Origin of the sequence: Streptomyces sp. NPDC046862 (genome assembly GCF_040704615.1) — a bacterium.
GTDB lineage: Bacteria > Actinomycetota > Actinomycetes > Streptomycetales > Streptomycetaceae > Streptomyces.
This window is the reverse complement of record NZ_JBEYXP010000023.1, coordinates 70557-84766: the sequence shown is the minus strand read 5'-3', so window position 1 is coordinate 84766 and position 14210 is coordinate 70557. Positions and strand designations below refer to the sequence as shown.

Here is a 14210-nt window from a genome sequence, read left to right as displayed (position 1 = left end):
GAGCACCGACGATCGGAGTCCGAGAGCATGTCCCAACCCCCCACCCGCCGCCGCCTGTTGAGTCTCGCCGCCGGAGCCGCGGCCGCCGCCCCGCTCGTATCCGCCGCCCCCACGGCGCACGCGGCAGTCGGCCAGGCCCTGCCCGGAACGCCGGCCCAGGCGCTCTCCGGCGCGCCGGCGCAGGCCGCGGCCGCGCCTCCCGTCCCGTCCGCCTGGTCGGTGCGCCCCTTCCCACTGGACCAGGTCACCCTCGGCAACGGCGTCTTCCGGGCCAAGCGCGACCTGATGCTCGACTACGCGCGGTCCTACCCCGCCGACCGCATCCTGGCCGTCTTCCGGGCCAACGCCGGGCTCGACACCCGGGGCGCCCGGCCGCCGGGCGGCTGGGAGACCTCCGACGGCAACCTGCGCGGCCACTTCGGCGGCCACTTCCTCACCCTCGTCGCCCAGGCGTACGCCGACACCCGGGAGGCCGCCCTCAAGTCCAAGCTGGACTACCTCGTCGGCGCGCTCGGCGAGTGCCAGAAGGCCCTGGCCGAGAACGGTTCGCCCAGACCCAGCCACCCCGGCTTCCTGGCGGCGTACCCGGAGACGCAGTTCATCCTGCTGGAGAGCTACACGACGTACCCGACCATCTGGGCGCCGTACTACACCTGTCACAAGATCATGCGCGGACTCCTCGACGCGCACACCCTGGCGGGCAACGAGCAGGCGCTGACCATCGCCTCGAAGATGGGCGACTGGGTGCACAGCCGCCTCGGCGGACTGCCGAAGGCCCAGCTGGAGCGCATGTGGTCGATCTACATCGCCGGTGAGTACGGCGGCATGAACGAGGTGATGACCGACCTGTACGCCCTCACCGGCCGGGCGGAACACCTCGCCGCCGCCCGATGTTTCGACAACACCGCGCTGCTGGACGCCTGCGCCGACGACCGCGACATCCTCGACGGCCGGCACGCCAACCAGCACATCCCCCAATTCACCGGCTATCTGCGGCTGTTCGACCACACGGGGGACGCCACGTACGCTGCCGCGGCCCGCAACTTCTGGGACATGGTCGTGGGCCCCCGGACGTACAGCCTGGGCGGCACGGGTCAGGGCGAGATGTTCCGCGCCCGGAACGCCATCGCGGCCACCCTGAACGACAAGAACGCCGAGACCTGCGCGACGTACAACATGCTCAAGCTCACCCGGCAACTGTTCTTCCACGAGCCGGATCCCGCCTACATGGACTACTACGAGCGGGGCCTGACCAACCACATCCTCGCCTCCCGCCGGGACGCCCGCTCCACGACCAGCCCGGAGGTCACCTACTTCGTCGGGATGGGTCCGGGCGTCGTGCGCGAGTACGACAACACCGGCACCTGCTGCGGCGGCACCGGCATGGAGAACCACACCAAGTACCAGGACTCGGTGTACTTCCGCTCCACCGACGGCAGCGCCCTGTACGTCAACCTGTACCTCGCCTCCACCCTCCGCTGGCCGGAGCGGGGCTTCGTCGTCGAGCAGACGAGCACCTACCCGTCCGAGGGCGTCCGCACCCTGACGTTCCGCGAGGGCGGCGGCAGGCTCGATCTGAAGCTCCGCGTCCCGTCCTGGGCCACGGGCGGCTTCACCGTCACGGTCAACGGAGTCCGGCAGCGGGCCGAGGCCGAGCCCGGCAGCTACCTCACCCTGAGCAGGAACTGGCGGCGCGGCGACCGGGTCCAGGTCTCCGCTCCGTACCGCCTGCGCATCGAGCGGGCGCTGGACGACCCCACCGTCCAGTCGGTGTTCCACGGTCCGGTGCTCCTGGTCGCCCAGAGCCCCGAGCAGACGTTCCGCACGTTCTCCTTCTACAAGGACTTCACGCTCCGGGGCGACCTCGCCGCCGCGATCCGCCCCGAGGGCCGGCCGATGTACTTCACCACGCACGGCCTGACCCTCGCGCCGTTCTACGTCGCGGACGACACCCGCTACCACGCGTACTTCCGGCGCTCCGAACCGGTCGTCGTGTTCGGCAGGGCCGACTCGGGCGTCCCCAACCGCGCCGGAGGTGACGGTCTGACCTTCCTCGACACGCTCTGGCAGCAGGCACCCTTTGCGAACTCGGGTGCCTTCGTACAGGCAGTGCGCGCCCTCGCGGACCGATGGCTGTCCGAGGGCCTCTTCACGCGCGCCGAGCGGGACCGTGTCGTCGCGGCCGCGCTGGAGGCCGACTTGAGGCGCTGAGGGAGGGGAGTACGGCCGCCCCCGCCCGTGCGGGTCGGGGCGGCCGTACGCACGCATCGACAGGCTGCCGGGACGCACACCCGGACCGGCCGAGGCGGCGGCACGCGGCGGTCAGTACCTTTCTCAGGACCGTTCCTGCGTCCACCGGCGGTGAAGAACTGTGAGCAACCCCGACCCCGACATCGATCGCGATCTCGATCTCGACCGAGCACTGACCGTCGCGACCCAGCTGGCCGACTGGGCGGCGGCGATCCGCGGCTCCAGCGGTCGCGGCACGGCCGACGCCTCGGTGCGGCAGAAGGCGAGCCCCGCCGACATCGTCACGGACACGGACGAGGAGATCGAAGCCCATGTCCGCTCCGTCCTGCGCCGCGAGTTCCCGCATCACGGCATTGAGGGCGAGGAGTACGGCGTCCACGAAGCCGCACCAGACGCCCCTCGCTGGCTCATCGATCCGGTGGACGGCACCACGAACTACGCCCACGGCATCGGCTGGTGCTCCTTCTCCCTGGGCCTGGCCGCCGCCGACGGCACACCGCTCCTGGGAGTGGTGGCCGACCCGTGGCGGGCGGAGACCTTCACGGCCCTGCGAGGCCGGGGCGCCCACCTCAACGGCAGCCCGATCCGTGCGGCAGGCCACACCACCCTCACGGGCCACGTGGTGCTCACCGAATGGGCGGCCCACGCCCACTGGCCCGGAATGGACGACCTCCTGGCGGAACTCGCCGCCCGCCACTGCACGGTCCGGGTCATGGGCTCCACGGCCCTCTCCCTCGCCCAGGTAGCCGCAGGCCGGGCCTCGGCGACGGCGATCGGCGAGTTCCACGCGGTCGACGGCCTCCCCGCCCTGCTCATCGGCACGGAAGCCGGCGCCGTACCCCTGCCCCGACACCCCGCGTACGACGCGCCACTGCTCCTGGCCGCCCCGGGCGTGGCGACCGAGGTCGCCCAACTCTGGAGGAGGGCTTGCGGGACACCTTGACGGTGAATCGTTTCACTGCTTCCGTGGAAAGGCTGCCCATGGGAGCGCTCCCACGTCAGGTGAGAAAGGATCCCCATGCAGACATCCCCCCACCAGGAATTCCGCCCGGCCAGACCCCGCCCCTCCGGACGCGGTGTCGCGGCCCTCCTCACGGCCGTGCTCGTCGCCTGTCTGCTCTCCTTGGCCGGTGCCTCCCGCGCACACGCGGCCGCGGGAGACGGCTCGGTGTCCGATCCCAACATCGCCTACGTCGGGCGCTGGGACACCGGCTCGGGCACGACCGCCGTGGCCAACTGGACCGGCGCGTACGTGCAGACGTCCTTCACCGGAACCACGGTGAAGGTGAAGGCACGGGACGCCGTCAACTTCTACGCGAGCATCGACGGCGGGCCCGACGTCTTCCACGCGGGCGTGCGCGGCACGGTGAACCTCACTCCGCAGCCGTTGCCGGCGGGCACCCACACCCTGCGGATCGCCTACCGCTCCGGAGACACCGTCTTCCAAGGGCTGGTGCTGGACTCCGGCGCCCGCACGGTCGCCCCCAACACGCCGTCCGGACTCATCGAGTTCGTCGGCGACTCCATCACCGCCGGGGCCCTCACCGACCGGCTGGCGCTCGACTCGTACGCCTGGAAGACCGGCGAACGGCTGGGCATGCGGCACACACAGATCGCCCGCGCCGGCTACTGTCTCGTCGGCCAGTCCGGATGCACCGGTCTGAGCGGCCAGTTCTTCCGGACCGCCAGCACGGGCAGCCAGAGCTGGGACTTCTCCCGCTACCAGGCGAGCGCGGTCGTCATCAACCTCGGCACCAACGACGTCGGGCACGGCGTGACCGGAGCGGCGTTCCAGTCGGCGTACACCACGCTCCTGCGCGACATCCGCGCCAAGTACCCCAGCGCGGTCCTCTTCGCGGTGCAGACCCTCAAGAAGAGGTACGTCAGCGAGACCAAGGCCGCTGTCGACGCCCGCACCACCGCCGGTGACACCAGGGTGCGCTACGTCGACACCACGGGCTGGCTCACCGACGGCACCGACTACGAGGACGGCAACGGACACCCCAACGAGACGGGCCACACCAAGTTCGCGAGCCGCCTGGCCCCCGTCATCAGTGCCGCCCTGAGCGCCACCACGAGCCGTTCCGCTTCAGCGGAGGCGGCTGCGCCCGGCCAGCCCGGCGACCCGAACATCAAGTTCGTCGGGCGCTGGGACACCACCAGCTCGGCCACCGCCTACACCCCGTACTGGGCGGGCGCGTACTACCGCGTCGGCTTCACCGGAAGGACCGTACAACTCAAGCAGCGCGGCACGATCGACTTCTGGGCACGGATCGACGACGGGCCCGTGAAGTTCTACGACGACGTCAGGGGAACGGTGAACCTGACCCCGACCGCACTGGCTGCCGGGCGCCATATCCTCCAGGTCAACTACCAGGTGGTCGCGGGCTCCTACCGCGGTGACGCCGTCTTCCAGGGACTCGTCCTCGACAGCGGCGCCACCACCTTCGCACCGTCCGCCCCCGGCAAACTGGTCGAGTTCGTCGGCGACTCGATCACCGTGGGCACGACGACCTCACAGAACGCCCGCACCGCCTACGGCTGGCTGATCGGGGAACGGCTCGGCGCCGAGCACACGCAGATCGCTCAGGGAGGGGCCTGTCTCGTCGCCGCGGCGGACGGATGCGTGGGCCTGGAGCGGCAGTTCACCAAGCTCAACCCGAACGCCTCGACACCCGACTGGGACTTCACCCGCTACCGGGCGAACGCCGTCGTCATCAACCTCGGCACCAACGACGTCGGGCACGGGGTGAGCTCGGCCCAGTTCCAGGCCGCCTACAGCAGCCTGCTGCGCAAGGTCCGCGCGGCCCACCCGCAGGCGTGGATCTTCGCGCTGGAGACCTTCCGGGGACGGTTCGTCCCGCAGACCGAGGCAGCCGTCAGGGCGGCTGTCGACGGCGGCGACACGCGGATCTCCTACGTCGACACGACGGGCTGGCTCGGCTCCGGCGACCTCACGGACTCGGTCCACCCCAACGACCAGGGCCACCGCGTCATCGCGGACCGTCTCGCGCCGATCGTCGCGGCAAGGATCGGAGCCTGACCGAACGCCGCTTTCGGCACCGTGCCGTACCGGGCCCCACTGCTCAGAGTTCCCGGGTCAGGCCCCCGGACACCGGCGCGGTGCCGAGTCCGCTGTCGCCGTCCTGGTGGCGCAGTACCCAGTCGTCGAGGTCGAGGGCCGCTTCGAGGGGTTCCCTGGCCATGTGAGCCCGCCACCAGCTCACCCCGCAGGGGGAGCCACCCTGCTCGGAGGCGGCCCCGGCGGGGAAGAACAGTCCCTTCCGGAAGCGCGCCTCGGCCGTCGCGAAGCGTGCCCGCGCGGTGTGCGCCGGCACCCCCAGGACCTCGCCGAGGAGCTCCCAGCTCGCGCCACCCAGCCGCTCGAACACGGCGGCGGCTTCGACGTACCGCCGCGCGGCCACGAGCACACGGGCCGCGTCGGCCAGAGCCACGCCCGGGTCGCCGACGGTGCCGTCGGGATTCAGTTCGTGCTCGCCGACCGGAACGGCGGCTCGGGCGAGGTCGGCCAGCTCGCATGCCTCGTAGGCCGCCACCAGCCGCGCTCGCGCCGCGTCCGTGAACGGTGCGGCGCCTGCTTCCGCGTCACCTTCGGCCATGTCAGCCGGCCCACGGGAAGGAGGTACGCAGGAAGTAGAGGACCGTCATGGTCACGGCGGTGGTGAGGATGACGCCCCGTAGCAACCGCGCGGAAAGCCGGCGCGCCAGATGGGCCCCGGCGAAGCCGCCGACCACCGCACCGGCCAGCATGCCGACGAGGAGAAGCGGAGCGCTCAGCGCCTCCGAAGCGACGAGGAACAGCGCGGTCGCGCTCAGATAGACGGCGGCGACCTGGGTGACCCGCATCGGATTGCCGGTCGCGGCGTCGAGACCGAGCCCCACGCTCCACAGCGCCAGCATCAGGATGCCTACGGCGCCGCCGAAGTATCCGCCGTACAGGGCGAGGAAGAACTGGCCTACGAGGACCGTCCGGGGACTCATGCCGACCGGGCGGCCCACCGCGGTGCTCACCGCACGGGAGAGATGCCGCCCGAAGGCGAGGACCACCGTGGCGAACGCGAGCAGCCACGGCACCGCGGTGTCGAACGCCGCCGCGGGCAGTGCCAGCAGCAGTCCGGCGCCGAGCCCGCCCCCGACGACGCTGACCGTGGTCAGAGCCGTCGTGGACGTCGACCCGACCGGCGTGATCTCGCGCCGGTAGACCCAGGCGCTGGCCACCGAACCGGGGACGAGGGCGATGCTCGACGCCGCGTTCGCCGTCACCGGAGGCAGGCCGACAGCGACCAGGGCGGGTAGCGCCACGAACGTGCCGCCTCCACCGACGGCGTTCAGCGCTCCGGCGGCGGCACCGGCCAGCAGGACGAGCAGGGTCTCGGACACCCGATGAGCATCGCTCGGTGACCGGGCGCCCCACAATGCGTAATCGGCGTACCCAGCCTAAGGCTGAGCCATAGGCTGATCCTCGTGCGCTTTGACCTGGACGATCTCCGGCTCTTCCTCGACGTCGTCTCGGAGGGGTCGATCACGGCGGGCGCCCGCCGGATGCACCTCAGCCTGCCCTCGGCCAGCGCCAGGGTGCGCTCCCTGGAGCACCAGGCGGGTGTGGCCCTGCTGATCCGTGGGCGACGGGGCGTGCGGCCCACCCCGGCGGGGACGACCCTGGCACGGCACGCCCGCGAAGTCCTCGCGCAGACGGCCCGGCTCGAAAGCGCCGTAGCGAGCTACACCCGGTCCCCGACCGCTCCGCTGACACTGCTGAGCGGTGGCTCCGCGATGCACCGACTCGTGCCGCAGGCCCTGGTCTCGTTCCTGCGGGCGCACCCGGACGTCGACGTCAGGGTGTCGGAGAGCCGCACCCCCGAGACCGTGCGGAAGCTCACCGACGGTGAGGCGGACCTGGGGGTGGTCGTCGACGACGAGGCCCGCGACTGCGGTCTGGTCATGGAACCCCTCGGTGACGACTCCCTCGTGGTGATCGGCCAGGCCGACGGGATCCTCGCCGGCCGGGGCGCGCTGACGTACAGCGAGGTCGCCGAGCACCCTCTCGTCGGCCTCGACCCGGGCTCCTCGCTGCGCCGCTGGATCGAGAGGCACCTCGGACCGCACGCGCCGGCCGTGCGGTACCGCACCACCGTCGCCGACCTCGGAGCCCTCGTCGCTCTCGCGGCCGCCGGCGTCGGGCTCGCCGTCGTGCCGCGCCGCGCCGTCGACCCCGGCCGGCCACTCGACGTGTGCGAACTCCAGGACGCCTGGGCCCGCCGCCACCATCTGCTCGCCTGGGGCGCCAAGGGCCGGACCTCGTCGACGGCCACCGCGGCGCTCGCCGAACACCTGCGGCGGGCGGCGGTATCCGAGTCGGCGTCCTTCGGCAGACGCGGGGACTCCGGCGATCGTCACGGCGGCTGATCAACGGCGGGCAATCTCCTGGATCCCCGCATCCGTGGCAGTGCCATGCTGGGCGTCCAGACTTCGTCCAGACTTACGGGGAGGACAACATGGCGGGGGACCCGGGCACCATGGGCGCGCTGAGCGGACGGCCGTGGTACGCGGCCAACGAGGTGCTGGCGTTCCTGCTCGAGCTGGCCGCACTGGCGTGTCTGAGCTGGTGGGGTTTCGCCGCGGGGCACGAGGGTGCTCTCCGGGTCGTGCTCGGCGTCGGGACGCCCGCCGCGGCCGTCGTGCTGTGGGCGTCGTTCGCAGCGCCGAGAGCCAGGTGGCGACCCGGGCTGCCGCTCGTTCTGGTCGTCAAGACGGTGGTGCTCGGCGGCGGTGCCGCTGCCCTGTACGGAGTCGGGCACCCCGTGGCGGCAGTGGTCCTCGCGGTGGTGATGGTCGCCAACACGGCCGTGGCCGAGACGTTCCGCCGTTCTCCTGGTGGGCGCTGAATCCTCGGGTACCCGGCGCTCGTACGGCCGAGCCCATTCGGGGGAGTGCTGAAGCGGCACTGGATGAAAAATAGGGGTAAACCAGGATATGACGACAGGGAGAACGAGGAGGGTGAGCCCTGATGACGCGTTCGGTCGGTATCGACCTCGGCACGACGAACTCGGTGGTCTCGGTCCTCGAAGGCGGCGAGCCCACCGTCATCACCAACACGGAGGGGGCCAGGACCACACCGTCCGTCGTGGCCTTCGCCAAGAACGGTGAGGTGCTCGTCGGGGAGGTCGCCAAGAGGCAGGCCGTGACGAACGTGGAACGCACCGCGCGCTCCGTCAAACGGTACATGGGGGACAAGGCCTGGCGGTTCCCGGACAGCGGGAGCATCGACGGCAAGCAGTACACCGCGCAGGAGATCTCCGCCCGTGTGCTGCAGAAGCTCAAGCGGGACGCGGAGGCGTACCTCGGCGAGGACGTCACGGACGCGGTGATCACCGTACCGGCCTACTTCGACGACGCCCAGCGGCAGGCCACCAAGGAGGCCGGGGAGATCGCGGGCCTGAACGTCCTGCGGATCATCAACGAGCCGACGGCCGCGGCCCTCGCGTACGGCCTGGACAAGGAGAACGACCAGACGGTCCTGGTCTTCGACCTCGGCGGCGGCACCTTCGACGTGTCGCTGCTGGAGATGGGCGAGGGCGTCATCGAGGTCAAGGCCACCAACGGCGACACCCACCTCGGCGGCGACGACTGGGACCAGCGGATCGTCGACCACCTGGTCAAGCAGTTCAAGAACGCGTACGGCGTCGACCTGGCCAAGGACAAGATGGCCGTGCAGCGGCTGCGCGAGGCCGCCGAGAGGGCCAAGATCGAACTGTCCAGTTCGACGGAGACGAACATCAACCTGCCCTACGTCACGGCCTCTTCGGAGGGCCCGCTGCACTTGGAGGAGAAGCTCACCCGCGCCCAGTTCCAGCAGCTGACCGCCGATCTGCTGGAGCGCTGCACGGGCCCCTTCCACCAGGCCGTCAAGGACGCGGGGATCAAGCTGTCCGACATCGACCACGTGATCCTGGTGGGCGGTTCCACCCGCATGCCCGCTGTCACGGACCTGGTGAAGGAGCTGACGGGCAAGGACCCGCACAAGGGCGTCAACCCGGACGAGGTCGTGGCCGTGGGCGCCTCGCTTCAGGCCGGTGTGCTCAAGGGCGAGGTCAAGGACGTCCTGCTGCTGGACGTGACGCCGCTGTCGCTCGGTATCGAGACCAAGGGCGGCATCATGACGAAGCTCATCGAGCGGAACACGACGATCCCGACCAAGCGCTCGGAGATCTTCACCACCGCCGAGGACAACCAGCCGTCCGTGCAGATCCAGGTCTTCCAGGGCGAGCGTGAGATCGCGGCGTACAACAAGCGGCTCGGGATGTTCGAGCTGACGGGTCTGCCGCCCGCGCCGCGCGGTGTGCCGCAGGTCGAGGTCTCCTTCGACATCGACGCCAACGGCATCATGCACGTCACCGCCAAGGACCTCGGCACCGGCAGGGAACAGAAGATGACCGTCACCGGCGGCTCGGCCCTGCCGAAGAACGACATCGACCGCATGGTCCGTGAGGCCGAACAGCACGCCGAGGAGGACCACCGTCGCCGTGAGGGCGCCGAGACCCGCAACCGGGCCGAGCAGCTCGTCTACCAGACCGAGAGGCTCATCAAGGACAACCCCGAGAGGATCCCCGCCGACGCCAGGAGCGAGACCGAGGCCGCGCTCACCGAACTGAAGGAGAAGCTGAAGAGCAGCCAGGACGGGGCGGAGGACACCGCGGGCATCCAGCAGGCCACGGACAAGGTCGCCGCCGCCGCGCAGAAGATCGGCACGGCGCTGTACGACCAGTCCCGGGCCGAGGGCGCGACGAGCGCCGCCGGTGCTTCCGGAGCCACGGGCACGGCGGGCGCTTCCGACACCGCCGACGCGGAGGACGACGCGGACGACGACGTGGTGGACGCGGAAATCGTCGACGACGACAAGGGCGACAAGCCCGAGGCGGGCTGAAGATGGATACCGTCCGGCCGCGGAGCACGGAGTCGCGGCGCCTGCGGGAGGAACTGCGGGAGCGGACCGCCGACCTGCAGCGGGTGAAGGCCGAGTACGACAACTACCGCAAGCGGGTCCGGCGCGATCGGATGGCCGTGCGCGAGATCGCGGTGGTCAACGTCCTGGGCGCCCTCCTGCCGGTGCTCGACGCCGTGGACCGCGCGTGCGAGCACGAGCCGATGACACCGGGGCTCAAGGAGATCGCCGCCACCCTGGAGAGCCAGGCCGGCTCGCTGGGGCTGGAGGCGTTCGGAGAGGAGGGCGATCCCTTCGACCCCACGTGCCACGACGCCCTGGCCCACCACGTCTCGCCGGACGCCGACCGCCTCACCTGCACGACGGTCCTCCGCCCCGGCTACCGGCTCGGCAGCCGGCTCCTGCGCCCGGCGCACGTGGAGGTCACCGGGCCGCCTCCGCCGGGCGGAAAGCCGGGCCTCCGGCGCGACCTGACCGGGACGGGCCAAGCCGGAGGGCCGTCACTCGAACCGTGAGACGTCTCCCGCGCCCCGGCGGACGATCTCGGCCTCCCCGCCGGAGAAGTCGATCACCGTCGTCGGTTCCGTCCCGCAGTCACCGGAGTCGACCACCGCGTCGACCACGTGGTCCAGGCGCTCCTTGATCTCCCAGCCCTGGGTCATCGGCTCCTCCTCGTCGGGCAGGAGCAGCGTGCTGGAGACGAGCGGCTCGCCGAGTTCCGCGAGCAGCGCGTGGGTCACGACATGGTCCGGGATGCGCACGCCGACGGTCTTCTTCTTCGGGTGCATCAGCTTGCGCGGCACCTCCTTCGTGGCGGGGAGGATGAAGGTGTAACTCCCGGGCGTGGAGGCCTTGATGGCGCGGAACACGTCGTTGTCGACGTGCACGAACTGGCCCAGTTGCGCGAAGTTCTCGCAGACGAGGGTGAAGTGGTGACGGTCGTCGAGGTTCCGGATCGAGCGGATCCGCTCGATGCCGTCACGACTGCCCAGCTGGCATCCCAGAGCGAAACATGAGTCCGTCGGATACGCGATGAGGGCACCCTCACGGATGCTGTGAGCCACCTGACTGATGGAGCGCGGCTGGGGATTGTCGGGGTGCACGTCGTAGTACTTGGCCATCTGCCGAGCTTATGCCCAAGTCGGGGCCGCATCACGAAAGGGTCGTGCCCCGTAAGGGGCGCGGGGAACTGCGCGACCAGCCACGGACGACCCGCAGCCTCAGGAAAACCGGCAGTCCCCCAACAGCCCGGCGGAGCCCTACGCTCCGCTCTCCCTGAGCATGTCCTCCCGCTCCACGAGCTTCACGCGCTCGCGGCCCTGGGGTTCGCCCAGCGCCTTCTCGGCGGCGTCGAGGCGGTACCAGCCCTCCCACGTCGTGAAGCGGACGTTCCGCTCGGCGAGGAAGGAGTCCACGGTCTCCGGAGCGGGCGAGGCGGGCTCGTGCAGACGGCCGTTCGCGAAGTCGTCCAGCAGGTTGGCGACCGTCTCGTTGGCGTCGCCCTTGGTGTGTCCGATGAGGCCCACGGGACCGCGCCGGATCCAGCCGGTGACGTACGTCGACTGCAGGTGCGCGCCGGTCTCCTCGATCACCCGGCCGCCCTCGTCGGGGACGGTGCCCGAGTCGACGTCCCACGGCAGCTTGGGCAGCTTGTCGGACAGGTAGCCCACGGCGCGGTAGACGGCGGTGACGTCCCAGTCCTTGAAGGTGCCGGTGCCCTTGACGTTGCCGGTGCCGTCGAGCTCGGTGCGCTCGGTGCGCAGGCCGACGACCTTGCCGTCCTCGCCGAGGATCTCGGAGGGCGACTCGAAGAAGTGCAGGAACAGCCTGTGCGGCCGGTCGCCGACGTCGCGGATGGCCCAGTTCTCCAGGGTCTTGGCGACCATGTCGGCCTGCTTGTTGCCGCGCCGGGTGGCGATGGAGCCGTCGTCGTAGTCGATGTCCTCGGGGTCGACGATGACCTCGATGTTGGGGGAGTGGTCCAGCTCGCGCAGCTCCATCGGGCTGAACTTCGCCTGCGCCGGTCCACGGCGGCCGAACACGTGGACCTCCAGGGCCTTGTTGGCCTTGAGACCGTCGTGGACGTTCGGCGGGATCTCCGTCGGCAGCAGCTCGTCGGCCGTCTTGGCGAGGATGCGCGCCACGTCCAGCGCGACGTTGCCCACACCGAGGACGGCGACCTTCTCGGCCTCCAGCGGCCAGGTCCGCGGCACGTCCGGGTGGCCGTCGTACCAGGACACGAAGTCCGCAGCCCCGTAGGAGCCGTCGAGCTGCATGCCGGGTATGTCGAGCGCCCGGTCGGCCGTCGCCCCGGTGGAGAAGATCACCGCGTCGTAGAAGGCGCGCAGATCGTCCAGGTTGATGTCGTGCGGGTAGTCGACGTTGCCGAAGAGACGTATCTGCGGCTTGTCGAGCACCTGGTGCAGGGCCGTGATGATGCCCTTGATGCGGGGGTGGTCGGGGGCGACGCCGTAGCGGATCAGTCCGAACGGCGCCGGCATCCGCTCGAAGAGGTCGATGGACACACCGGGGTCGGCGGCCGCGTCGGACTTCAGCAGCGCGTCGGCGGCGTAGATCCCGGCAGGTCCGGCTCCGACAATGGCTACCCGCAGGGGGCGGGGCATGGTGAGGTTCCCTTCGAGCGGTGATGACGATCTCGACGGCAACCTTAAGCTAAGGCAAGCCTTACTTGGTACGGGGGTCCGGTTGATGACCCCATAAAGTGATCTTATGGGGCGCAGTGGTCCCCGATCACGGGGTGCCGCGCTCCGAAGACCCGGACTCCGCACCGGAGTTGGACGGCTCACCGTCCTCGCCGCCCTTGTCGTCCTTGCGGCCCGAGGAGTCCGTCTCGGGAGCCGGGGCCTCGTTGCCCGTCGGGCGCAGCAGCTTGCCCCCGCCTCCCACACGCTCCAGCGGCTTCGTCAGCGCGCGCAGGGAGAAGCCCCCACGCTTGCGCGGCTCCTCCCGCGCCGCGGGGACCGCCGGGGTCGCCGAGCCCTCCCGGAAGGCGGCCAGCGCCTCATGGGCGCGTTCGGCGGCCTCGCGGTACAGGTCGCGCGACTTGGTCATGGCCTTCAGGGCTTCGGAGTACTGGGCCACCAGGGCCCGCGCCTCGTCGACGGTGTACAAGTGCCAGTCGTCCCGCAGCTCGGCCGTGGCCTGCTCGGCCCACGGCGCCAGCGGCCTGGGCAGCCCGGCGTAGCGCACCAGTCTGTCGATGAGCTCCGTGGGCTTCGAACCGTCGAGGAAGACACTGCGTACGGTGAAGTCGTGGTCCTCGTAACCGGGGCGGGGCGGCGCCCCGGGCAGCACGACGGCGCCGCCGCGCGGCACCCGCACTCCCAGGTCGTAGAGCGCCCAGTTGACGATGCGGTACTGGTCGGGAGCGGCCCGGTGCTCCACGATGCGGTGCCGCAGGCTGGCGGGCATCAGCGGTGCCAGGGGACGCTGCCCGAGTTGATCGGGCGTCATGGCCTCGTGGACGACGACGTGGATGCTCCAGGTGTTGCGGCCGCAGTCCTTGAGCAGGCGCTTGAGGTCCTTCTCGTCCGCGGGCAGCGCATTGGACTCACGGAACCGGAGCCCCGGAACCAGGTCGTGGTCCCACGAGGCGTCCTCGGGCCAGAACATGGCGGCGGGCGACGGCCAGTCGAGCTCCCAGGGCCGGTCCGCCTCCGCGACCAGCACCCACTCCCGTGCGTCGTCCATGTCGCTCGGGGGGCCGATGGTCAGCCGTGCCCGCACCACGACGTCGTCGGCGACCCGCCAACGCGCCTCGAAGGCGTGCCGTTCCACGTCGTCGAGCGGGGCGTCGTACTCCAGGTGGTCGTCGATCTCCCCGTCGTCTTTCAGTCCCGTCAGCCGTTGCCGGACGGATTCCTCGGCGCCTGAGCCGACGTGGCGCCCTCGGGAGAGCCAGACGGTGTCGGGAGCCGTGGCACGGGCGGTGGGGGACTTGGCCATGGATCACTCTGCGCAGGTGGGGGTCGGCGGA

Annotated in this window: 12 protein-coding genes; 7 read left to right on the top strand and 5 right to left on the bottom strand. The window is 70.8% G+C overall.

Going from position 1 to position 14210, the window contains the following annotated elements; all coding sequences use genetic code 11:
- Positions 1–27 precede the first annotated feature (27 nt).
- The 3 genes from AB0959_RS25365 (at position 28) to AB0959_RS25355 (ending at position 5293) form a co-directional block, all read left to right on the top strand.
- Positions 28–2211: a beta-L-arabinofuranosidase domain-containing protein gene (locus tag AB0959_RS25365; RefSeq protein WP_366828828.1), complete on the top strand. Its 2184-nt coding sequence runs from the start codon at positions 28–30 to the stop codon at positions 2209–2211.
- A gap of 160 nt (positions 2212–2371) precedes the next feature.
- On the top strand, positions 2372–3193 hold the full coding sequence (locus tag AB0959_RS25360) for an inositol monophosphatase family protein (protein WP_366828827.1): 822 nt from the start codon (positions 2372–2374) through the stop codon (positions 3191–3193).
- A gap of 75 nt (positions 3194–3268) precedes the next feature.
- Positions 3269–5293, top strand: a complete 2025-nt coding sequence (locus tag AB0959_RS25355; RefSeq protein WP_366828826.1) for a GDSL-type esterase/lipase family protein — start codon at positions 3269–3271, stop codon at positions 5291–5293.
- A gap of 43 nt (positions 5294–5336) precedes the next feature.
- Here the strand turns inward: AB0959_RS25355 and AB0959_RS25350 are convergent, their stop codons facing one another.
- Both AB0959_RS25350 and AB0959_RS25345 read right to left on the bottom strand, forming a co-directional pair.
- Positions 5337–5870, bottom strand: a complete 534-nt coding sequence (locus tag AB0959_RS25350) for a hypothetical protein (protein WP_366828825.1) — start codon at positions 5868–5870, stop codon at positions 5337–5339.
- Position 5871: 1 nt separating this feature from the next.
- On the bottom strand, positions 5872–6651 hold the full coding sequence (locus AB0959_RS25345; RefSeq protein WP_366828824.1) for a sulfite exporter TauE/SafE family protein: 780 nt from the start codon (positions 6649–6651) through the stop codon (positions 5872–5874).
- An 84-nt stretch (positions 6652–6735) separates the two neighbouring features.
- On the opposite strand from AB0959_RS25345, the gene AB0959_RS25340 reads away from it, so the two are divergent.
- The 4 genes from AB0959_RS25340 to grpE all read left to right on the top strand — a co-directional run bounded on the left by AB0959_RS25340 (position 6736) and on the right by grpE (position 10728).
- Positions 6736–7677: a LysR family transcriptional regulator gene (locus AB0959_RS25340; RefSeq protein WP_366828823.1), complete on the top strand. Its 942-nt coding sequence runs from the start codon at positions 6736–6738 to the stop codon at positions 7675–7677.
- Positions 7678–7766: 89 nt separating this feature from the next.
- Positions 7767–8156 carry a YrdB family protein gene (locus AB0959_RS25335; protein WP_366828822.1) on the top strand — a complete coding sequence of 130 codons (390 nt, stop codon included), beginning with the start codon at positions 7767–7769 and terminating at the stop codon, positions 8154–8156.
- A gap of 122 nt (positions 8157–8278) precedes the next feature.
- Positions 8279–10195, top strand: a complete 1917-nt coding sequence (gene dnaK, locus AB0959_RS25330; protein ID WP_366828821.1) for a molecular chaperone DnaK — start codon at positions 8279–8281, stop codon at positions 10193–10195.
- A gap of 2 nt (positions 10196–10197) precedes the next feature.
- Complete coding sequence (grpE, locus tag AB0959_RS25325) at positions 10198–10728, top strand: nucleotide exchange factor GrpE (RefSeq protein WP_366828820.1); 531 nt, start codon at positions 10198–10200, stop codon at positions 10726–10728.
- Here grpE and AB0959_RS25320 read toward each other — a convergent pair.
- The 3 genes from AB0959_RS25320 to AB0959_RS25310 form a co-directional block, all read right to left on the bottom strand.
- The gene (locus AB0959_RS25320) at positions 10714–11334 is read right to left on the bottom strand and encodes an L-threonylcarbamoyladenylate synthase (protein WP_366828819.1); all 621 of its coding nucleotides are present in this window, start codon (positions 11332–11334) and stop codon (positions 10714–10716) included. The two genes, grpE and AB0959_RS25320, sit on opposite strands and share 15 nt — an antisense overlap.
- A gap of 138 nt (positions 11335–11472) precedes the next feature.
- Positions 11473–12837 (bottom strand): FAD-dependent oxidoreductase, encoded by a 1365-nt coding sequence (locus AB0959_RS25315; RefSeq protein WP_366828818.1) that lies wholly within the window; start codon positions 12835–12837, stop codon positions 11473–11475.
- 127 nt (positions 12838–12964) lie between these two features.
- The gene (locus tag AB0959_RS25310; RefSeq protein ID WP_366828817.1) at positions 12965–14179 is read right to left on the bottom strand and encodes a hypothetical protein; all 1215 of its coding nucleotides are present in this window, start codon (positions 14177–14179) and stop codon (positions 12965–12967) included.
- Positions 14180–14210: the final 31 nt, after the last annotated feature.